Here is a 22536-nt window from a genome sequence, read left to right as displayed (position 1 = left end):
AAAATGGTGTTATTGAATTTTCAAAAACAAATATCGATAAATATCAAATATTGATTATTGATGATTTAATTTTTGTAATCCGTAATTCTTCGCCTAAAACGTCAAAAAAGCAGTTTTGAATTATTCTACTCATACAAAAGTTAATAAATTCGCTAATGAAAATGATGATGATTTGAAGGGCGCATGCAAGGTTTTAGAAATGACTTATACTAGTAAATAGATATATAAAAAGATTAACTAACCAGAATCAATTAATAACTAAAAACCAAATTAAAACATGAAAAAAGCATTTCACATTTTAGCCGCGATGTTAACAAGTTCTTTTGCCTTTGCCCAAGAAGAGGAAGCAGCCGCTCCAGCAACCACATGGGGAGGTTCTGCAGATGCGTACTATAAATATGATTTTTCAAAACAGATGAATGGATTAACGAGCTTCACCAACTCACAAAATTCGTTCGAGTTAGGAATGGCATCGATTGAAGCAGGTCATACTTTTGGAAAAGCTTCTGTTTTTGTAGACTTAGGTTTCGGAAAAAGAGCAGCAGAATTTTCATATAATGAAACGCCAGATAAAGATGCAAGCGCAAAATTTATGATTAAACAATTATATTTTACATACAATTTGACTGAAGAGTTTAAAGTAGTAGCAGGTAGTTTCGGAACTCATATCGGCTATGAAGTATTAGACGCGGTAGATAATAAAAACTACAGTATGTCTTATGCGTTTTCTTACGGACCATTTTTTAATACTGGGGTTAAAGCGCAATATACTTCAGGTAAATTCACTGCAATGTTAGGAGTGACAAATCCGACAGATTTTAAATCGGCTATGGATGCAGGATCTTACCAAAAAACATTCATCGGTCAAGTAGGATATATTGGTGACACAGGAAGTGCTTATTTGAATTTTACAACAGGAAGTACAAATCCAATTCCAGGAAGTACAATTCCAGTTTCAGATGAAAATAAAACACAATTTGATTTAACAGCATCTAAAACAATTACAGATAGTTTTTCACTTGGGTTGAATGCAACTTATGCTAAAACTACAAATGATTTTGACAGTAATTTAGACGGAGATTGGTTTTCTGTGGTAGGATATGCTACTTATTCTTTCAATCCTGCATTGCTTTTGGCTTATAGAATGGAGTATTTTGATGCTAAAGATGCTGCTCCAAGTTTAGGAACTTTAGCAGGATCAAATGTATTTGCAAACACAGTTTCTTTAAACTACAAAGTTGGAAAATTGACAATAATTCCTGAGCTAAGATATGATGCAGCTTCTGAAGACATCTTTTTAGATAAAAATGCATTGCCAACAGGGGGTAGTTTCTACGCCTTAATTGCGACAACATACTCTTTCTAGAGATAAAGATTGATATTTTTTTTTTTTTTTGGAGCTGTCGAAACATTCTAATGTTTTGGCAGCTTTTTTATTTGTTTCAAGTTTAAGGTTTGAGGTTTGAGGTTTCTAGTTTTGAGGTTTTAAATCTCGTGTCTCTGCCTTCTTTCTTAGTATTACTCAACATGCCCGAAAAAAAAGCGTTCCTAAATTAATAGAAACGCTTTTTTTTATTTTAATTGATTGAGATTCTTTATTGAACCTGTTTTTTATATATCGAATAAATCGTATCGATTGTTTTTCTATCTAAAACTGAAGTTGCGTCAGTTTGAATATAATGTAGTTTAAATGCTTGAATAGCCGCAGTTAAATTTTTGGTGTTATAGCCTATTATTCTCAGTGCTGGTTCAATTTTAAAATCAAATGGTGCAGGTTCTAAGACTTCATCTGGCCAAATTCCAAATCCTTTTTCGGCTAATATTTTCCAAGGAAATAGAGCGCTCGGATCCTGCTTTCTTCCAGGTGCAATATCAGCATGACCTAAAAAGTTTTGAGTCGGAATGTTATAATCCTTTTTCAATTTGGTCAATAAAGCGAGCAAACTATTAATTTGCGCTTCAGTAAAAGGTTTAAAGCCGTTATTATCTAATTCGATACCAATAGAACAAGAGTTTAAATCTGTTGTTTTTCCCCAAGTCGAATTTCCAGCATGCCATGCTCTTAGATAATCATTAAGCATCTGTACTACTTTTCCGTTTTCAGAAATGATGTAGTGGGCGCTTACTTGAGTTTTGGTTTTTGTAAAAGTGTTAATCGTCTGTTGCAGCGAATCTTGCGCAGTGTGATGAATAATAACAAAACTTGGTTTTCTTAAATTAAAATTTACTGTACCAACCCATTCTGTGTTTATTCCGTTTACCAAATAAGTAGAACCTGTTTTAGATAAAGTGTCTTTCACAATTCCCAGTTGTTGCGCATAAGAAGTGTCAATTGCTAAAGGCGGAACAGCAGGAATTGATTTTGCTTCTTTGCTTGTAATCTGGTTTTCTAAAGTTTTCAGCTGCTGATCGTAAGCCTTTTCAGTATTCTTGTACGGATTTGTAGAACAAGAGCTGATTATAATAGCTAAAATCAGATAACAAAAATGTTTTTTTGTCATAATTCGTTGTTTTATAAGTTAATAACGATTATTCTGAAATTTTCGTATCTGGGGCGTCTTTTACTTGTTCGGCATCTTCTTTAGAATCTTTATCTTTTTTCTTCTTAGATTTAGATTTAGATTTTTTCATGTCTTTAAAATTGTCCATGAAAGTTTTGTATTTTTCAATTTGATCAGGATTTAAAAAAGCAGAGATTTTTTTATCAGTGCTTTCTTTTAAAGCTTTAATCTGCTCAATTTTTTGGTCTTGACTGCTGCTTTCATTTTTCAATAAAATACCTTGCTCTCTTATGCTTTCTGCCAAAACATTTGAAATAGCAATTGCTTGCAACTCATCTAGATTTACTTGAGGTTTCATTTGATCCATGATTATTGCCGCAATTTCTTCTGGAGGAGTTTCTTTAGGCTTGCTTGGTGTGCTTTGTTGTTGTCCAGCCATCATACTTCTATCCATACCCATTCCGCCGCCTCTTCCGTAGCCGCCGCCATAACCATTACCATAACCATTGTTGTATCCACCATATTGGGCAGAAGCAGTAAAGCTTAAAAGGCCAAAAACTAAAATAAATAAGATTTGAAAGCGTTTCATAAAAGTATTTTTATCTGTGATTTAACAATTGTTCAGCGTAAATTTAAGCAGGTTCTCCGTATAAATCAAATTCTGTTGCTTCAATTATTTTTATATTAACAAATTCACCAGTTTTAACATAATGCTTAGAAGCATCAATTAGAACTTCGTTGTCAACATCTGGACTATCAAACTCTGTACGTCCTACAAAATGCGCGCCTTCTTTTCTGTCAATAATGCATTTGTAAACTTTACCTACTTTTTCTTGATTCAAGTCCCAAGAAATTTGCGATTGAAGTTCCATGATTTCATTTGCTCTTGCTTGTTTTACATCATCAGGAACATCATCTTCTAATAAATAGGCATGAGTATTTTCTTCGTGAGAATAAGCAAAACATCCCATTCTGTCAAATTTCATTTCTTGAACAAAATCTTTCAAAATTTCAAAATCTTCTTGAGTTTCACCTGGATAACCAACAATTAAAGTAGTTCTAATTGCCATTCCAGGAACAGCAGCACGGAAATCTTTTAATAATTGAGTTGTTTTAGCCTGAGTTGTACCGCGACGCATTGATTTCAAAATTGAGTCAGAAATATGCTGTAACGGAATATCAATGTAGTTGCAGATTTTAGGTTCGCGTTTCATTACTTCCAAAACATCCATAGGGAAACCAGTAGGGAAGGCGTAGTGTAAACGAATCCATTCAATTCCTTCTACTTTTACCAAAGCTTCCAGTAATTCAGCAAGATTTCTCTTTTTATAAAGATCAAGGCCATAATAAGTTAAGTCTTGAGCAATTAAGATTAATTCTTTAACTCCGTTTTTAGCTAAGCCTTGAGCTTCTTTAACTAATTTTTCAATTGGCTGAGAAACGTGAGAACCTCTCATTAAAGGAATGGCGCAAAAACTGCAAGGTCTATCGCATCCTTCAGCAATTTTTAAATAAGCATAATTTTTAGGAGTTGTAGTTAAACGTTCTCCAAGTAACTCGTGTTTATAATCGGCTCCAAGAGCTTTTAATAGTTGAGGTAATTCTGTAGTTCCAAAATATTGGTCAACATTCGGAATTTCTTTTTCTAAATCTGGTCTGTAACGTTCAGATAAACATCCTGTTACGAAAACTTTATCAACAAGCCCTTTGTCTTTTTTATCTGCATATTCCAAAATCATGTTTACCGATTCTGCTTTTGCATTATCAATAAATCCGCAAGTATTAATTACAATAATGTTTCCTTCTTTTTCTGCAGGTGCTTCGTGTTCAACATCTTTACCATTTGCACGCAGCTGGCCCATAAGGACTTCACTGTCATAAACATTTTTTGAACACCCAAGAGTGATTACGTTAATTTTGTTCTTTTTTAAAGACTTGGTTCTCATACTTTTATAAATTGGAGTGCAAAATTACACTTTTTTTATTCAAACCACACTAGTTTGCAGTTTGTTTTAGCTGTTTTTTGTGAAGTTAACGGGTTTGGTTGCTTGTATTTTTTGAGTTGAATTTAAAATGAAGGTTTTTTCGGAAGGATAAAAAAAATCCGCCAGATTTTGGTCTGACGGAAATTTTCTAATGTTAAAATGTTTTTTAGTTTTTTATTATAGTTTTTGAATAAGTTGTATTATCAATTTTTAAAATGTAGATGCCAGGTTGCAATTTTGAAGTGTTTATCTCAATTAAATTTGTGGATTTTTGATTCTTATCTATATTTATTTTCGCCCCATAAGAATCGTATAAGTTTAAGAGTTCTATGTTTACAAAACCATCTATATATACGTTATCTGTAGTTGGATTTGGGTAAATCATTAATTTGTTTGTGTCGAATTCGTTTGATTCTGTAGTAAGGGTACTCGTTCTTCTTCCGCCTGCATCTATTTCTGTAGGCGGTGGAAGAGGGATTGATGGGTCTGTACTTGTGCTTCTGATGACATTTATTTTGTTACTTGTGCTAATTATTGCATCGTTCTGAATGATCAACCTTCTAAACTGGGCGCTTTCGTTTCCTCTACTTGCAGTATAAGAGAAGGAATAGTTAAGATTTTGTCTGTTTGAATCAGGTATGCCGACCCATGATGTGGAATTTTGAGAAACTTGCCATTGATATAAAACAGAATTTCCTAAGTCATTTCCAGTAAAAGTAGATGGCTGACTAGAGTTGTAAGTAAGATTTTGGTCGCAGCAAATATTGTTGTTTGGTGCAGGTATGGTCGATATTGATATGTATTCGCTAAAATTTGGAAGTCCTTCGTTGCTGATTGCTATTCTTCTAAAAGAAGTAGTTTCCGTGAAAATATTTGATGGAGTGTAGTTTTGTGAAGTTGCACCTAGAATATTAGTCCAATTATTATTGCTAACTCGTTGTTGCCATTGATATTTTGTGATATCAACTGTATTTCTGAGTCCTGTTTTGTCTAAGCTAATTTTTGCAACTGCTCCTATTAAGGGTTTGGCTGTTTCTCCTGGCGATATTGATTGACTTTCTGAAATTGTATTGTATTGGATGGGCCTCGATAATAAAATAGTTACTTTACTATTGTCTTTGGAGACGAAGTCAGTTTTGGATGAAAGTAGCTGTGGATTTGTTGTTGTTCTGTAATGTTGCATCTTTGCTTTTAAAGTATAAGTGTATTGGGTGAAATTTAATTTAGAGGGGTCAATTTGAATATCTTTCAAGAGGTGAAAATTATTATCAGAATCTATCCAGATACTTTTTAAAAGAATCGTTTTGTTGATTTTATTTCCGATCATTTCGTCTAATGATATGCCAATACTTGTGTGATCACCTTCTTTTTTTGACTGAACTTCAATGTCAATAAATGTTGGTGTTTCTTCGGCTAAAAATATCTTGGAGTTTACAATTGGGAAGTTTTCACTGTACTTTAAATTCTGCGTTGGAATGGCTTCATTTGTAGGTGTAATTACTGGTGGTGAAGAAGGAAGTGAGCCGCCAGTTATGGTTATTTTGTTAGATTGATATGTTTTGTTGTCATTACTTTTATATTCTGCATACAGTATGCCTCCACTTTGAAAAAAACCTCCTTTCAAAAGAGTTATGTTAAAAGGTGTATCGTTCATGTAGTAAGTGTTAAGATAGAATGTTACTGATTGAAAACCAATTTGTGTTGGACTATCTTCTGCATTTTTTTGGTAATAAAGAAAAAGATTACCAAAAATATTATTTATTGAGCTATTAGATGTTTGTAAATGTATGTTTAGTGAAACATAAACACTTTCATTAGAATTGAATGAAATAGTATTATTACTTATAGGTTTGTTATCTACTTTTAGATTGTTTGTTGTGATTGTAACTTGTGAATACAGATTGAAGTTGACTAATAGTAGTAAGATGATTAACGGATTGTGAAGTACTTGTTTCATAATAGTATAATTAGGTTAGCTGCTAATATATATGATTAATATTACAAAACAAAACAATATTGTAAGATATAGCTTAAAAAAAAATCCGTTTGGTTTGCCAAACGGAAATTTTCAATCATCTATTTTGATTTTTAATTACAATTCAAATAATAAGGTCATAGTGACATTGTTTAATTTAGAAGTAATGTTGGCTCCATCTGTGAATCCTCTTGTAAAGAAACCTTGATTTGAATCTCTCTCTAAATAAGAGTAAGCTACATCCAATTTTGTAGAGCCGAAATTATAACCTAAACCAGCAGAATAACTGTTTAACTCGCCAACTGTAATTCCATTTTTATAAGGACTTCCTTCATAGCGGTATCCGCCTCTTAAACTTAATTGCTTTATTTTGTATTCAGCGCCAATACGAAGTTCGCCAGTACTAGATAGAGTGTTATCTATTTCATTGTTTATACCGCCAAAGCCTGCGCTAGTTGGTTTGAACTTGGTGTTTCCATAGTTTCTGATACCATAATCAATGCTTAATAATCCGGATTTACCAAATATGTATGCAGCGCTAAAAGTCCATTTGTCAGGTGTTTGTAAAGTGTAAGATTCGTATACATTTACTATATTAGGATTCACATTAGCACTTACAATTGGTCCACCTGTAGCTTGTCTTGTTGTGTATAAACTTTGTGAAAGTTCATCATAAAGTTCGTACCATGTGTTTGATTCGTAAGCTATTCCAAGTCTAAAATTATCCGTTACTTTACCTATTGCTCCAAGCTGGAAAGAAAATCCATTTCCGTAAGTGTATAAATCATTATTGAATCTTAAATTTGATATAGTTTCCTTAGGTTGTAATGGATTATCATTGTCCTCATAGAAACTTGTAGATCTTCTATAATCTGTAATATGAACATTTAAATTTGCTCCTAAATATAGTCGGTCTTTGTAAGACGTTGCGATATTGAAGCTTACTTTGCTATTGTAACCTCTAGTGTAAATTTCGTTTTCCTGATAATAATTTCCTCCATTAGGAACATTTGTGGAATACGTGCTGTTAGGATTGTTTGCTTCATCAATGCCTATAACGCGTCCTAGATTTCCTAATAATGCTTGTTGTGCAGAAAATCCACTTAGGTTTGGATATTGGACATTTGGAAAATTGGATCCTAAATATCGATATAAATCAGATACTGTTTCGTTTGGCTGTAAAGTAACAAATTCCTGAGGAACAGGAGCGCCTCCATTGCTATAATTTGCGTAATCTAAGAAATAAGCTCCAACTGAATTTGTAGGGTTTGTCCCAGCGGAGAAAAGTTGATTGTTGAAATTGTTTGTGTTCTCGTAAGTTGCTCCAATTGTAATTTTATTCCATCCCACATTAGGATTGTGGTTTTTAAATACAAAAACACCACCAGCTTGATTTAGAATAAAAGAATTTTTTTTATCTGAAGTCTGAGTGCCGAAGTAGTCAGAATTGTTTTTGATATTCTGATTGCTAAAGGAAACTCCAACTTGATTACTGTTAAAAATTGCAGACCCAGCAGGGTTAACGCTCAACGCAGAGATATCTCCTCCAACTGCTCCAAAAGCACCGCTCATTGCTCTGTAACGAGCGGTACCTGTAAGATTTTCTTGAGAATATCGCAAAGCATCTGAAACTTCTTGTGAGTATGACGCGCTGACAGTTAGTCCTGTTATAAATAGGAAAAATATTTTTTTCATTTTGATGAGTTTTAGTTAGAAATTCAGAGGGTTGAGGAAAAATTATCTTCTTCCTCCACCGCCACCGCCGCCAGATCTCATTCCTCCACCGCCGCCACCGCCGCTGTATGATCTAGATCCGCCACCGCCACCACTAGGAGCGTAGCTTCTTGAAGATCCGCTATTGCTAGGTGTGTAGCTTCTAGATGAGCCACTGTTGTTGCTTGGTGTATAGGTTCTATTTGTAGAAGTATTTCCGTTATTATAAGATCTTCCGTTACTGTAAGTGCTGTTGTAGTCAGAACCATTGCTATATGATCTTCTGTTTGTAAATGTAGGACTAGTTGTTCTTCCGTTCATGTTTGAACTTCTGAAGTCGGTATAGCCGTTAGATCTATTTGTAGTGTAAGTTCTGTTTGTTGTATAATTTCCTCTATTAGTCGTGTAGTTTCTGTCGGTTGTATATCCTCTACCAGTTGTATATCCTCTACCAGTGCTGTAGTTTCTGTTGTAAGCATAGTTTCTGTCTCCATAATAAGCTGCAGAACCTCTTCTTCCGTAGTTGTAAGAGTAATTATATCCATAACCGTAGTATGGGTATCCCCAACCTGGATAACCCCAACCTGGGTAGCCCCATCCTGGATATCCCCAACCATAATAAGGGTAGCCCCATCCGTAACCGTAGCCATAATAAGGATAACCCCATCCAAATCCGAATGACCATGATGGAGTAGTGTAAAAGTTTACAGAAACATCAGAACTGCTGCTTCCCCATGCAGGATAACTTCCTACAGAGGCAGTTTGAGTGCTGTCTGAATAATTGGTGTAATTATCAACGTCAGTAAATATTTCAGTTGGCTGATTGTCGTCTTGCAATGATCTGAAATACTCTTTGTATTGGTTGTTTGTTCCATTTGTTACATATTTAACAGATGTACCACCATAAACTCCATCATTATCATAATAAGAGGAATTTTGGTAAGAACCACACGATGCTAGCAATAAACTCAATAATCCAATTAAGTAAAAATGATTAGAGTTTTGGCGGAGTGAAAGGTAAGTTTTCATATCTGTGGTGTTTTTTATTGTTGCACATTACAAAATTAGTTAGTTTTGTCAAACTATTTAGTTAAAATTGTATAAAACAAAATTTGTGCCAAAATATATAATATGAGTAAGAACCTTACTACAAGATCAGAAGATTATTCAAAATGGTATAACGAACTGGTTGTAAAAGCAGATCTAGCTGAAAATTCAGGAGTTAGAGGATGTATGGTGATAAAACCATACGGGTATGCTATTTGGGAAAAAATGCAAGCCGAGTTAGATCGCATGTTCAAAGAAACTGGACATCAAAACGCTTATTTTCCTTTGTTTGTACCGAAAAGCATGTTTGAGGCGGAGGAGAAGAATGCAGAAGGATTTGCTAAAGAATGCGCAGTTGTAACGCATTACAGATTGAAAAATGACGAGGAAAGACCTGGTAAATTAATGGTTGATCCGAATGCAAGATTAGAGGAGGAGCTTATCGTTCGTCCAACAAGTGAAGCTATTATTTGGTCTACATATAAAGGATGGGTGCAATCTTATAGAGATTTACCTTTATTAATCAATCAATGGGCAAATGTGGTTCGTTGGGAAATGCGTACGCGTTTGTTCTTGAGAACTGCAGAGTTTTTATGGCAAGAAGGGCATACGGCTCACGCTACAAAAGCAGAAGCAATAGAGGAATCAGAAAAAATGATGAACGTTTATGCTGATTTTGCCGAGAGTTTTATGGCAATTCCAGTTGTGAAAGGTTTTAAAACTGAAACAGAGCGTTTTGCTGGAGCAGATGAGACATATTGTATTGAGGCATTGATGCAAGATGGAAAAGCATTACAAGCCGGTACATCTCACTTCTTGGGTCAGAACTTTGCAAAAGCATTCGATGTTAAGTTTGCTAATGCAGAAGGAAAACAAGAACACGTTTGGGGAACTTCTTGGGGAGTGTCTACTCGTTTGATGGGTGCATTGATCATGACACATTCTGATGATCAAGGATTGGTATTGCCTCCAAATTTGGCTCCAATTCAAGTAGTTATTGTTCCTATATATAAGACAGATGAACAATTGGCTCAAATTACTGAAGCTGTTAAGGATTTAACGGCTAAACTGAGAAAATTAAAAATCACTGTTAAGTTTGATGACAGAACAACGCAAAAACCAGGATTTAAATTTGCAGAATGGGAATTAAAAGGAGTTCCTGTTCGAATTGCTGTTGGTCCTAAAGATTTGGAAAATGGAACTTTTGAGGTGGCAAGACGTGATAATTTGACAAAAGAAGTTGTTGCTAGCGAAAAAATTGTTGAGCACGTAAATAATCTTTTAGAACAGATTCAAGTTGACTTATTTACAAAAGCGTTAGATTATCGCAATACTCATATTACGGAAGTAAATAGTTTTGAGGAATTTAAAGAAGTTTTAGAAGGTAAAGGAGGCTTTTTGTCTGCTCACTGGGATGGAACTGCAGAGACAGAAGAGAAGATAAAAGAATTGACAAAAGCGACGATTCGTTGTATTCCTTTAGATGCTGTAGAAGAGGCTGGAACCTGCGTGTTTACTGGGAAACCTTCTTCTAAAAGAGTGCTTTTTGCTAAGGCTTATTAAAAAAATATAGATTTTTTTGCATTAGGTATTGCGCAAATAAAAAATAGATGTATCTTTGCATCCGCAATACAGAAGCGCGGTCCGTTCGTCTATCGGTTAGGACGCCAGGTTTTCATCCTGGTAAGGGGGGTTCGATTCCCCCACGGACTACAAGTTATATTACATATTGAAAAGTTTCCAACTTAGGAGAATATTGGTCCGTTCGTCTAGGGGTTAGGACGCCAGGTTTTCATCCTGGTAACAGGGGTTCGATTCCCCTACGGACTACAAATTAGTTGTAAATAAGTTTTGTAAAACAAAAATTGGTGTCTCGGTTTTTGTTTTATTAGTTAAAACCAAAGTGATTGTTATACGATTGTGGGAGGTTTTTCTTTTTTAACTAGTATTTATAATAATTATTACATCTAAAATTAAAAGAAAATGGCAAATCATAAGTCAGCATTAAAAAGAATCAGAAGTAACGAAAAAAGAAGAGTTCTTAACAGATATCAGCATAAAACTACTCGTAATGCTATTAAAGCGTTAAGACTAGCTACTGATAAAGCTGATGCTACTGCAAAATTATCAACTGTAATTTCTATGATTGATAAATTAGCTAAAAAGAACATCATTCACGATAATAAAGCTTCTAACTTGAAGTCTAAATTAACGAAACACGTTGCTAAATTGTAATTAATACAATTTGTTAGATATATAAAAGTCCTCTTCTTAGAGGACTTTTTTTGTTTCTAATTTTAAGAACATAGAAATTAAGAATAAAAAAATCTAAATTCCAATCTTTGTAAAATTGGAGTTTAGATTTTTAAATTTAGAGTGTTATGTGTCTTTCTTTATAAATCAATCTTCTTTTTAAGATATTCCAGCATGGGCTGTGTAATTGGTTTAGAAAGAAAGTCTATTATAATTGGATATTTTTTTGCTTTGGCAAGGTCTTCAGGGTCAATAGTTGAGGATAGTACAATTACAGGAACAGTATTGAATTCTATATAATCTGGAGAAGTGAAGTGATCTAAAAATTCCCATCCTCCCATAATAGGCATATTTAAATCTAAAAAAATTAATTCAGGCCTTTTTCTTGCTTTGTCGTTGGTGTATTTTAAGATGTTGAAATGATGAAGGGCTTCTTCGCCGTTTTGAGCTGTAATAACTTCATGTGAAAATGAAGATTTTGAAATTACTTTTTTGCATAGCATCAATGTGATAGGGTCATCATCGATGCATAAAATCTGCTCAAGCATAATAATTAATTTTTAAATGTTATTGTAAATGTAGTTCCTTTATTGACTTCACTGTCGATAGAGATTGTTCCTCCCATTGTCTCCACCTGTGATTTTACAAGATATAGTCCTAATCCTTTACTATCTGGGTAATTGTGGAATCTTTGATAAAGTCCAAATACTTTATCGCGATTTCTTTCCAAATCAATGCCTATTCCGTTGTCTTTAAAGGTTAGGATTGTTCTATGCTCTATTTGTTCTGCTGTAATAGAAATTTTTAGTTTTCTATTTTCCGATTTGTATTTGATGGAATTCGTTAACAGGTTTAATAAAATACTTTCAATGTAAGCTTTGTTTGTAATAAGTTCTGGAACTTTGTCGAATTTCAATTTGATTATTGGTTTGTGTAATTCAATTTGAAAAGAAAGCTGGCTAAATACATTTTCAAAAACTTCTTTTAAAGAAACCTCCTCTTTCTGCATTGAAGGGTTGTCTTTAATGATGATAACTTTTACTAAATCATTTATGGTTTCATTTAACAAATGAGTCGATTTTGTAAATCCTGCTAGTATTTCTTGTAGTTCTTCATTTTCTATCGGAATGTCTTCTATAAGGTTTAATAGCCCGATTAAATTAGAAAGCGGTGCTCTAAGGTTATGAGATGTGATATAAGAGAATTGTTTTAAGTCTTTATTGTTTTGCGTTAATTCTCGAATAAGATGTTCTTTTTCTGTTTCTAGTTTTTTCTCGTCAGTAATATCTCTTTGAATCGAAATCCAGTGCGAGATCATTCCTTCGTTATTGAAAATAGGAATCATAGAAAAGCGTACCCAATATTCTTCTTTACTTTTTGTGTAAGTAATAGTTTCGATCAAGCATTCCTCTTTGTTTTTTATGGCCCTTAAAAGCTTTTTTAATTCGTCTGAATCTGATTTTGGTCCTTTGAAAATATTTGGCGATTTTCCGATAATTTCGTTTGACTGGTAGCCAGACATTTGAGAAAATGCAGGATTTACATAAACTATTTTTGGTATTTTCCCGTCAGAAGAATTGGCTTCGGTAATTAAAATAGAATCTTTAGATTGAGTAATTACAGTTTCTAAAAGCTTTAATCGTTGCTCTTCTTCTTTTTGTTTCGTGATATCTTGGATTGCACCAATCATTCTAATGGCTCTTCCGTTTTCATCTTTTAATAAAAAACCTCGATCCAAAACGTACTTATATGTTCCGTCTGCACATCTAAAACGGTATTGGTCTTGCCATTTTTCTGTTTTTTGTTCTATGAAAGAATATAATTTTATTGACATTCGGATACTATCTTCCGGATGAATTTTGTCAAACCACCATTTAGAAGTTTTGCCTACTTCTTGTGGGTCATAACCAAAAACACCTTCAATTCCTTTGTTCCAATTAATACTGTCCTCTTGAATTTTCCAGTCCCAAATAGTATCGCTTGTTGCTTTTGCTACAATGTCATATTTCTCATTCGATTCTTTTATTTCTTCGTTGGTTTTGTTTAACTTTTCAAAGATGGTTATGTTTCTTTTTTCGTTCTTTGAAAGTATAAAACTAAAAACTAGTCCTGTGATTAGAATGAATATAATGTCTTTTATTAAAAATAAATATTGATATTCAGAAGAAGAAAAGTAGGTTGTGAGTAATTTATGACATATGGTCGCCATAATTATCGAGATGATTGTATAAATAAGAGTAATTTGGAGAGTTTTACTTTTCATCACTTCAAATATAGTTAATTTAACTATAACTAAACGTATGTTAATGTCATTTTGAAGCCGATATTTTTGCGTTTTGTATTAACTAATTGATTGTATATACGCAAACTATGATAGAAACATTTTTTTTTAAAAAATAAAGTGTACCTTTGCGCCCATTAAAAATCACAGATGGAATCTATTAGAAACATTGCAATTATTGCCCACGTCGATCACGGTAAAACAACTTTGGTTGATAAAATTATGTATCACTGTCAGTTATTTCGTGAGAACGAAAACACAGGTGATTTAATCTTAGATAATAATGATTTAGAGCGTGAGAGAGGTATTACAATTACTTCTAAAAACGTTTCTGTTCAATATAAAGGAACAAAAATCAATATTATCGATACTCCAGGCCACGCCGATTTTGGAGGTGAAGTTGAACGTGTATTGAACATGGCCGATGGTGTATGTTTACTAGTTGATGCTTTTGAAGGACCAATGCCGCAAACTCGTTTCGTTTTACAAAAAGCGATTGATTTAGGATTGAAACCTTGCGTGGTTATCAATAAAGTAGATAAAGAAAACTGTACTCCAGAAGAAGTTCACGAGAAAGTTTTTGATCTAATGTTCGAATTAGGAGCTACTGAAGAGCAGTTAGATTTCCCAGCGGTTTATGGTTCTGCTAAAAACAACTGGATGTCTGATGATTGGAAAAATCAAACACAAAACATTGAGCCTTTATTAGACATGGTTATTGCTAATGTTCCTGCTCCAAAAGTTTCTGAAGGAACTCCGCAAATGTTGATTACTTCTTTAGATTTCTCTTCATTTACAGGTCGTATCGCTATCGGACGTCTTGAAAGAGGTACTTTAAAAGAAGGTATGCCAATTTCTTTGGTAAAAAGAGATGGAAAAATCATCAAATCTAGAATTAAAGAATTACACACTTTTGAAGGTTTAGGCCGTAGAAAAGTAGAAGAAGTAGTTGCTGGTGATATTTGTGCTGTTGTAGGTATTGAAGGTTTTGAAATTGGTGATACTATTGCTGATTTTGAAAATCCAGAAGCTTTACAAACAATTGCTATTGATGAGCCAACAATGAGTATGTTGTTTACAATTAACGATTCTCCTTTCTTTGGTAAAGAAGGTAAATTCGTTACTTCTAGACATATTCGTGAAAGATTAACAAAAGAGCTTGAGAAAAACTTAGCGATGAAAGTTGGAGAAACTGATTCTGCTGATAAATTCATGGTATTTGGTCGTGGTGTACTTCACTTATCTGTTCTTATTGAAACAATGAGAAGAGAAGGATATGAGCTTCAAATTGGTCAGCCACAAGTTATCATCAAAGAAGTTGATGGAGTGAAATGTGAGCCAATTGAGGAATTAACTATCGATTTACCAGAAAATCTTTCAGGTAGAGCGGTTGAATTCGTTACTATCCGTAAAGGAGAAATGCTTTCTATGGAAGGTAAAGGAGAGCGTATGATTATTAAATTCAACATTCCATCTCGTGGAATTATCGGATTAAGAAATCAATTGCTTACTGCTACTGCTGGTGAAGCTATTATGGCGCACCGTTTCATCGGATACGAACCATACAAAGGAGAAATTCCTGGACGTAACAACGGTTCATTAATCTCTATGGAAAACGGAAAAGCAATTCCTTACTCTATCGATAAATTACAAGATCGTGGTAAATTCTTTGTTGATCCTAACGAAGATATCTATGAAGGTCAGGTAATTGGAGAAAATACTCGTAGCGACGATATGACAGTTAACGTTACTAAAACGAAAAAACTTTCTAACGTACGTTCTTCAGGAGCTGATGATAAAGCTAGAATTATTCCAGCTATCAAATTCTCATTAGAAGAAGCTTTAGAGTACATTCAAAAAGATGAGTATGTTGAAGTTACTCCAAAATCTTTACGTTTAAGAAAAATTTACTTAAGCGAAACAGATAGAAAGAGATACAAAATCTAATTAGATTAATTTTCAATATAAAAATCCCAAATTCCAATTCTGGAGTTTGGGATTTTTTTATGATGGAATTGAGTTGTTTTGGAAAGCTGGAATTCGGGATTTTAGGGGCGTAATTTTTAAATTTACCGTTTCAAACTAAAATGTCCTTTTGCTTCTCTATGATTGCTAAGTTTTAAGAGGTACCAATAATCATCTGAAGGGAGCGGACTGCCTTGAAAAGTTCCATCCCAACCTATATCAAATACGGTTAATTGTTTTATTAATTTTCCATAACGATCATAGATGTAAACTTTAGAATCTTTATACTCGTTTTTGTTTAATCCCGCTATATTCCAATAATCATTGTGGCCATCGTTATTTGGTGTAAAATAGTGGGGCACTCCAATTACTGCAATTGTTTTATTAATTGTGCCGCACTTTTTCTTGTCATTTATATAGACATCATGAATTCCAGATTTTACATTTTCAAATATATTCGAATCTTGAAAAGGACCGTTTGGTGCATTTAGGCTATATTCATAATCTCCGTTTCCAGTTACATTTACTGTAACTTTATTAGAATCGTCAATTTGTAGATCTATAATTTCAATATCTTTTATAGTCGCAATATTAGAAGAAACGACTTCGAATTTTCTTGTTTTAGAACAGTTATTTTTGTTTGTTACAGTAACAGTATAAGTTCCAATAGTATTAACGTTTAATGTAGAATTAGTTTGATCAGGTATTTCACTACCACCTTTTTTCCATATATAGGAGAAATCATTTAAAGCATTATCATTAGTAACTCCTGCATCTAATTTTGCATAAAAAGAAGAATCGTTGTCGCAAACATTTGTCGAAGTATCAGTTTCAAGACTAGGCAATTTTGCTACTTCAAGTTTAATTTTGCTAATTCCGAAACAAGTGTTTCCTTCTTCAATCCTTGCAAAGGCAAAATCATTGTATGGTATTTTGTTTTCATATTTTAGAGGGTTCTCAATAGAATTTTGTTCTAGTAAAGCGTCATTTTCGGTTGGATAATATTTTAAGTTCTGATTGTTTGAAACCGTGACATTAGCATTTGTTAGGTCAAAAAGATGTATTCCATCCTCATTTCCATCCTCATCACATACTAAATTCAGTGTGTGAGTTTGCACCGAAATAACATTAGTTTTTAAAATAAGATTAGATATGCTGGTACAGTTTGTTTTTAAATTTCGAACTCTGACATATAGAGTTTGAGGATTGCTAGTATTTGTATAAACTGGATTTAATTGATTTTGATTGTTTAAAGCATCTGTATTGGTGTTAAAAAACGAAGTTTCAAGATTAGAATCGTTATTAGATAGAGAAGCATTTGCTTCGTTCAAATTAAATAGAACTAATCCAGATGCATTTTCGCCTGTATCACATTGTACAAGAGAAGTAGTAACTTTTTGTGGCAGAGGATTTACGACAAGTTTAATTGGAGCAACAGATGCGCTTATTGTGCTGCTAAAGGCTTTAATGTATATAGTTTGTTCAAAAGGAATGCTATTGCTGAATTGATTTGGCAGTTCGTTTATATTATTATCGGCATCGTTTTGAGATAAATAGTATTTTATAGTTAGACTAGAAATGTCTGCATTGTCAAAAACTATTTTAGAAACTTGATTAAGATTTACAACGGTTTTTCCGTCATATGGATCTACATCATTTTCATCACAAGTTTCAACTTTGTTTTTTGGAAAATCAATTTTATCATTTACCTTGATTGTAAAAGAAGTTACATTGTAACATTGTGTTGTGGTATTGGTGGCTCTAACAAAAATCGTTTCTTGGCTTGTGGTGTTTTTGTAAGCGGTCGGATTTTCTATGGGATTGATATTAATAATTGCATCATTTGAAGTATTGTGATATGTCACTTTTATATCGGTTTGAGATCCTATTATTTTTGGAGAATTTACTGTTAAGTCAAAAGTTGATGACATACTCGCACTAAAATCAGAATTGGTCATATTAAGTTCGTTTGGTGAACTTATATTGATTGTTGGAGCATCATAAAAAGTCGCATTTCCAAGCCATTGCAATGAAAAATTACTTGAACCAATTGGACGATCGACAACTACAAAATAGCTTTCTCCTTCGTTAACATTCAGCCATTTTAAATATCCATCGCCTAAAGCTGCAGGACCTTCAAACGTATCATAGTGGTTGCCATCAATTCCAGTTTGATTATTAGTAAGATGTGCCATTTGAGGATTTGTTGTTGAACATCTAATGGGAGAAGATAAAGAAGAACATTTGGCATTAGGGCCAAATACAAAAAAATCGAAATCTTCTTTGAGATCTGAGCTTTCAGGAGTAATTATAAAACCTAAAGTGCCAGAAGTTTTGATCAGGATTTTTAACCATATACTGTTGCTTTCTGTAGTACCGCAACTATTTTCTGGTTTTATTTCGTTAATGTTTCCCGGGCCATTAATAGTTAGGCCTTTAAAACCAGAATTTCCACAAACAATAAGTGCATCTTTGCAATCGTTTTGCGCATAAAGATTTGAGCAGAATAAGAATAAAACAAGTAATTTTTTACATAAATTCATCTTCTTTATTTTGAAGTAAATTTAATACAAAATAGATGTTTTTAACTTTTTACAGATATTATTTTTAAACGAATATTTGGAATTAAGTTAAAATATTGAGATTATCTCTTTAAACTAAAGTGTCCTTTGACATTTTTTCCATTTACAAAAAGAAGGGTAAACCAGTAATCATCAGAAGGCATTTCTCTACCATTAAAAATTCCGTTCCATCCAGTGCCATTTTGATTCATTTGTTTTAGCAATTTTCCATAGCGATCAAAAATTGAAATCGTAAAATCTGGCATTTGATCAATATTTTTAATTACCCATAAATCATTATATCCATCTCCGTTTGGGGTAAAGAAACGCGGATAATCTAATACATATATTAAAAATGAACTTGACAAACCACAGCCATTTTTATCTCTAGCAATCGCATTATAAACACCTGGAGTTACTTGTGTGAAAATGGAACTGTCCTGATAGACTTTTCCATCAAGAGAGAACTCATAATTCCCTGCGCCTGTATACTGGATCTCAACAGTATTGTCATTTCCAGAAAAATCCTTTACGTCTGCTCCGGTAATTGTGGCTGGTTCAGATAAAATTATTTTGAATTTTTTAGTTTTTTCGCAGCCATTTGCATCTTTTACAGTTACAGAATAGTCTCCAGGACTATTAATTACTATAGAATTTGTGGTACTTCCATTAGACCACATATAACTGCTAAAACTAGAATCTACACTTAAGGTCATATCATCTCCTTTACATAAATAACGAGCTTCATCTTCAAAATTAGGAGGATCAAATGTGTGAACAATTAATTCTATAGGAGTTATATCGTAACAATTAGGGCCGTTTGCAGCACGTGCATAAATCGTTTGGCTATTTGGAGTTGTATTTTTAAAAATATTTGGCAACGGATTAGTTTCTGTAATTGCATCTGCAGAAGTCAAGAAATAATTAATTAGCAATCCTGCAGGTAAACCTGATAAAATTTGAGGAGTTACTTCTGCGCTTAAATCAAATTGATATAAACCGTCTTGAGTATCATCTCCATCACAGGTTTCTATTGGGTTCTGATTAGGAATGACAGAATTAGAAACATTTAGAGTGATTTCGGCTGTAGTATTACAACCATAAGTGTTTTCTAGTAGTGCAAAAACAATTTGATTTGATGACTTGTTAGTATATCGTTGCGGATTTAAAATTGGATTTGTTTTTGCCTTTGCATCTGGCAAAGTTTCGTAATAGCCTTGATTGGTAATTTGAGAATCATTGTTTTTTACAATATTAGCAGCTTTAGTTAGATCAAAAACTGTAACCCCATCTGTATCATCATCACATTGTAATAAAGAAGTATTTGTTGACGGGATTTGAGCAGAAAATTCAACCGTGATTTCTCCAACAGAAACACATGCTGTATTGTTCATTGTAGCTTCTACTTTATATGCCCCAGATGATGGCACAGTATAAGATGGAGATAGTGCGCCAGGAATTTCGACATAAGTATTAGAAGCGTCTTTTTTATACCATTTAAAAGTGTATGTTGTTGCGCTTAAATGGGTATCTAAAGAAAAGTTTTCTCCATAACAAACGGGATTGCTATTTGCTACAGTTCTATCTTCTCCAAAATTTATTTTAGTTACAAAACTGCCTGCCTCAATAAAAACTGCCGAATTGTATTGTCGGGTGACATCATCGGCAACAACCAATTTTAGATGATATTTTTTGTTTGGAATTACATCTGTTGAAGCATTCATCACCACAGTTTGGCCAGCATAATTAATAGGACTTGCAGCTGTATTATAGCCATTGAAATAGTTTTCGTTTATTGCTTCACAGCCAACTAATGGTTCTCCGCCACTGCCATTTATGGTTTCAATTTTTGGGTGTACTGTTGTAGCCGAAACCGCAGTAGTGGTATTGGGTAAAACAGCAAGGTTTTTATAATTATCACTGCTTCCAGCTTCTTTAATTAAGAAAGCAAATCCGTCAGAATATATACAGGGAAAATTATTCTGATATTCATTCGAAGCAAAAATATAATTAAAGCTAATAGAGTTGGTAAGTGCTATAAAATCAAATTCTAAAACTGTTGCTTGTGTACTGTTGTTAATTCCTAAAGCAGTATTAAGATCTGCATCACCATTCCAAGTTCTTACTTGAGTGCCTTTAGAACCTTGTTGGTTAAAAGGACCTTCAGCATTTTTACTGGGAGAAGTACTTAAAACTATTCCACTAGGAAAAGGAAAATTTGAGCCAGCTGTAAAAGAACCATAACTTTGTTGATTTGGAGTAGGGTTTCCTGATGCGTTTACACTTTCGACATCAACACAAGAACTATTTATTAAAACATTCTGGATTAAATCTGTTGGAGTAGCTGTATCATTTACAGAAATATCCTGTGCCCTGATTTTATAGCAAAAACAGCACAAAATTAGAATTAGAAAAACTCTTATTTGACTCATAGTAACAAATATACTACAAATCTCTATTTTTTAATAATTTGTAAGAAAAATATATGAATACAAAAGTCCAGACTAAAACAATTAAAATAGCAGAATAATGTACGCTAAAATCAGCGTCTGTTGCAATTCCGATTTGCGAACCAATATTTTTTACTACTGATAATCTTGGGCCAGGATTAACAATCAAATTAGACATTGATTCTAAGGGTAAAAACTGTGTAATCTTTTTATCTGTATCACTATTTGGGAAAACTTTAAAAGCTAAAAAACCTCTTATGATTGCTTCTAATATGTTCCAAACGAGAAGAAAACCAAGTGCAAAAGCAGAGCGTTTTACCAAGATTCCTAAAAATAAACAGAAAGAAAAGAATGCGGTTAGTTTTACAAAGAAGGCTAAAAGATAATCTAACTCACTAAAAATAATTCCGAATTCGGTATAAGAAGAAAAGCATAATCCTAAAATTAAACTCATGATAAAAACAAAAACGGTAGAGGCAAAAGCAAATAAAACTACAGTTAAGAATTTAGATAAGATAAATTCTTTTTTGCTCAGACCATCAATTAAGTTCTGTTTTAAAGTTCCGTAGCTATACTCATTTGCCATCATTGAAACGATTACAATAGCTAAAAAGAATTTTAACCAAGCAGCAACATAGGTGTTAAAATGCCAGATAAACGGAAAATTAAAGATTCCCATTTCTGCCAAATGAAATTTAAAAGGACCAATATCAAATTTTATAACAGCAATTAATGCTATAAAAGAAAGTAATATGAAATAGGTCAAAGTTAATAATCGGCTGGCTTTGTTCATCCAGATTTTTTGTAATTCTATAGAAAGAAGTCTTTTCATGGTTTAGTTTTTTTGGGCGATGGCGTTTTTGGTTAACTCTAAAAATTGTGATTCTAAACTGTTTTTACGTTTTACTAAATGGCTTAAAACAATGTTTTTAGAAAACAAAAACTGATTTAAGTCTGAAGCCGATAAATCAGATTTTATATAAACTAAAACTTTTCCGTCTTCTTCAGCAATTCTATCTACAACAGGATGTTCCTGTAAAGCAGTTTTTAGAATTAAATTGTCATTGGCTTGTAGTTCAAAGAAGCCTTCGTTTGAAGACATTCCGTCAACAGGTCCAGAATATAAAACTTCGCCTTTTCTTAAAACAATTACTTGCGAGCACACTTTCTCTACTTCGTCCAATAAATGAGAAGCCAATAAAATTGTCGTTCCGTGAGATGCAATTTTTTTTATGATATCTCGAATTTGATGAATTCCTTGTGGATCTAATCCGTTGGTTGGTTCGTCTAGAATTAAAATTTCGGGATCGTTTAAAAGTGCTGATGCAATGGCCAAACGCTGTTTCATTCCTAAAGAAAAAGTACTGAACTTGCTGTCTTTTCTTTCACTCAAACCAACTAATTCTAGTTTTTCGTTAACTTTAGAATAATTGATGTTTTTGATTTTGCAAACCAGTTTTAGGTTTTGTTCGGCCGTCATGTACGGATAAAAATTTGGTCTTTCTATAATAGCACCAACCTTTTTTAAAGCCTCATGTGTTTCTACTTTGCCATCAAACCAGCTATAATTGCCAGACGACTTGTTGACAACACTCAAAACAATTCCTAATGTAGTCGATTTTCCGCTGCCGTTTGGCCCTAGAATGCCATAAACGCGACCTTTTTGTATTTGAAAAGATACATTTTTCAAAGCCTGAATTCGCCCGTATCTTTTACTTAAATTCTCAATGGTTAATATGGTTTCCAAATTTTTCTGGTTTTAGTTTTTAGTATGACGAGTCAAGTTGATTTTTGTTACTTTAAAT

At 33.3% G+C, this 22536-nt stretch carries 16 protein-coding genes and 2 tRNA genes; 6 read left to right on the top strand and 12 right to left on the bottom strand.

What is annotated here, in order from left to right; genetic code table 11:
• Positions 1 to 277: 277 nt before the first annotated feature.
• Complete coding sequence (locus JC605_RS13470; protein ID WP_198856687.1) at positions 278 to 1366, top strand: outer membrane beta-barrel protein; 1089 nt, start codon at positions 278 to 280, stop codon at positions 1364 to 1366.
• A gap of 229 nt (positions 1367 to 1595) precedes the next feature.
• Here the strand turns inward: JC605_RS13470 and JC605_RS13465 are convergent, their stop codons facing one another.
• The 6 genes from JC605_RS13465 to JC605_RS13440 all read right to left on the bottom strand — a co-directional run bounded on the left by JC605_RS13465 (position 1596) and on the right by JC605_RS13440 (position 9203).
• On the bottom strand, positions 1596 to 2501 hold the full coding sequence (locus JC605_RS13465; protein WP_198856686.1) for an N-acetylmuramoyl-L-alanine amidase: 906 nt from the start codon (positions 2499 to 2501) through the stop codon (positions 1596 to 1598).
• A 28-nt stretch (positions 2502 to 2529) separates the two neighbouring features.
• Positions 2530 to 3090: a hypothetical protein gene (locus tag JC605_RS13460; protein ID WP_198856685.1), complete on the bottom strand. Its 561-nt coding sequence runs from the start codon at positions 3088 to 3090 to the stop codon at positions 2530 to 2532.
• Between the two features lie 43 nt (positions 3091 to 3133).
• Positions 3134 to 4447, bottom strand: a complete 1314-nt coding sequence (rimO, locus tag JC605_RS13455; protein WP_198856684.1) for a 30S ribosomal protein S12 methylthiotransferase RimO — start codon at positions 4445 to 4447, stop codon at positions 3134 to 3136.
• 205 nt (positions 4448 to 4652) lie between these two features.
• Positions 4653 to 6443, bottom strand: a complete 1791-nt coding sequence (locus JC605_RS13450; protein ID WP_198856683.1) for a T9SS type A sorting domain-containing protein — start codon at positions 6441 to 6443, stop codon at positions 4653 to 4655.
• A 135-nt stretch (positions 6444 to 6578) separates the two neighbouring features.
• Positions 6579 to 8156 carry an OmpP1/FadL family transporter gene (locus JC605_RS13445; RefSeq protein ID WP_198856682.1) on the bottom strand — a complete coding sequence of 526 codons (1578 nt, stop codon included), beginning with the start codon at positions 8154 to 8156 and terminating at the stop codon, positions 6579 to 6581.
• A gap of 42 nt (positions 8157 to 8198) precedes the next feature.
• The gene (locus JC605_RS13440; RefSeq protein ID WP_198856681.1) at positions 8199 to 9203 is read right to left on the bottom strand and encodes a hypothetical protein; all 1005 of its coding nucleotides are present in this window, start codon (positions 9201 to 9203) and stop codon (positions 8199 to 8201) included.
• Positions 9204 to 9305: 102 nt separating this feature from the next.
• Here JC605_RS13440 and proS point away from each other — a divergent pair, with 102 nt between their 5' ends.
• From proS to rpsT, 4 genes are all read left to right on the top strand, one after another.
• Complete coding sequence (gene proS, locus JC605_RS13435; RefSeq protein ID WP_198856680.1) at positions 9306 to 10784, top strand: proline--tRNA ligase; 1479 nt, start codon at positions 9306 to 9308, stop codon at positions 10782 to 10784.
• A gap of 78 nt (positions 10785 to 10862) precedes the next feature.
• Positions 10863 to 10934 (top strand) — tRNA-Glu (locus tag JC605_RS13430).
• 45 nt (positions 10935 to 10979) lie between these two features.
• Positions 10980 to 11051, top strand: a tRNA-Glu gene (locus JC605_RS13425).
• A gap of 153 nt (positions 11052 to 11204) precedes the next feature.
• Positions 11205 to 11456, top strand: coding sequence for a 30S ribosomal protein S20 (gene rpsT, locus JC605_RS13420; protein WP_073417115.1), 252 nt, complete (start codon positions 11205 to 11207; stop codon positions 11454 to 11456).
• A gap of 158 nt (positions 11457 to 11614) precedes the next feature.
• Here rpsT and JC605_RS13415 read toward each other — a convergent pair whose 3' ends face one another.
• Both JC605_RS13415 and JC605_RS13410 read right to left on the bottom strand, forming a co-directional pair.
• Positions 11615 to 12022, bottom strand: coding sequence for a response regulator (locus JC605_RS13415; protein WP_198856679.1), 408 nt, complete (start codon positions 12020 to 12022; stop codon positions 11615 to 11617).
• A gap of 5 nt (positions 12023 to 12027) precedes the next feature.
• Positions 12028 to 13737 carry a PAS domain-containing protein gene (locus tag JC605_RS13410; RefSeq protein WP_198856678.1) on the bottom strand — a complete coding sequence of 570 codons (1710 nt, stop codon included), beginning with the start codon at positions 13735 to 13737 and terminating at the stop codon, positions 12028 to 12030.
• Positions 13738 to 13905: 168 nt separating this feature from the next.
• Between JC605_RS13410 and typA the strand changes: the two genes are divergently transcribed.
• On the top strand, positions 13906 to 15702 hold the full coding sequence (gene typA / locus JC605_RS13405; protein ID WP_198856677.1) for a translational GTPase TypA: 1797 nt from the start codon (positions 13906 to 13908) through the stop codon (positions 15700 to 15702).
• 122 nt (positions 15703 to 15824) lie between these two features.
• On the opposite strand, the gene JC605_RS13400 is transcribed toward typA, so the two are convergent.
• From JC605_RS13400 to JC605_RS13385, 4 genes are all read right to left on the bottom strand, one after another.
• Positions 15825 to 18263, bottom strand: a complete 2439-nt coding sequence (locus tag JC605_RS13400) for a T9SS type B sorting domain-containing protein (RefSeq protein WP_198856676.1) — start codon at positions 18261 to 18263, stop codon at positions 15825 to 15827.
• A 101-nt stretch (positions 18264 to 18364) separates the two neighbouring features.
• A complete protein-coding gene (locus JC605_RS13395) occupies positions 18365 to 20713 on the bottom strand; it encodes a choice-of-anchor L domain-containing protein (protein ID WP_198856675.1) in 2349 nt (782 codons plus the stop codon).
• Between the two features lie 13 nt (positions 20714 to 20726).
• Positions 20727 to 21563: an ABC transporter permease gene (locus tag JC605_RS13390; RefSeq protein ID WP_198856674.1), complete on the bottom strand. Its 837-nt coding sequence runs from the start codon at positions 21561 to 21563 to the stop codon at positions 20727 to 20729.
• A 3-nt stretch (positions 21564 to 21566) separates the two neighbouring features.
• Complete coding sequence (locus JC605_RS13385) at positions 21567 to 22478, bottom strand: ABC transporter ATP-binding protein (protein ID WP_198856673.1); 912 nt, start codon at positions 22476 to 22478, stop codon at positions 21567 to 21569.
• Positions 22479 to 22536 lie beyond the last annotated feature (58 nt).

This window comes from Flavobacterium sp. IB48 (genome assembly GCF_016405855.1).
Taxonomy (GTDB): domain Bacteria; phylum Bacteroidota; class Bacteroidia; order Flavobacteriales; family Flavobacteriaceae; genus Flavobacterium; species Flavobacterium ginsengisoli.
This window is presented reverse-complemented; position numbering and strand designations above follow the sequence as displayed.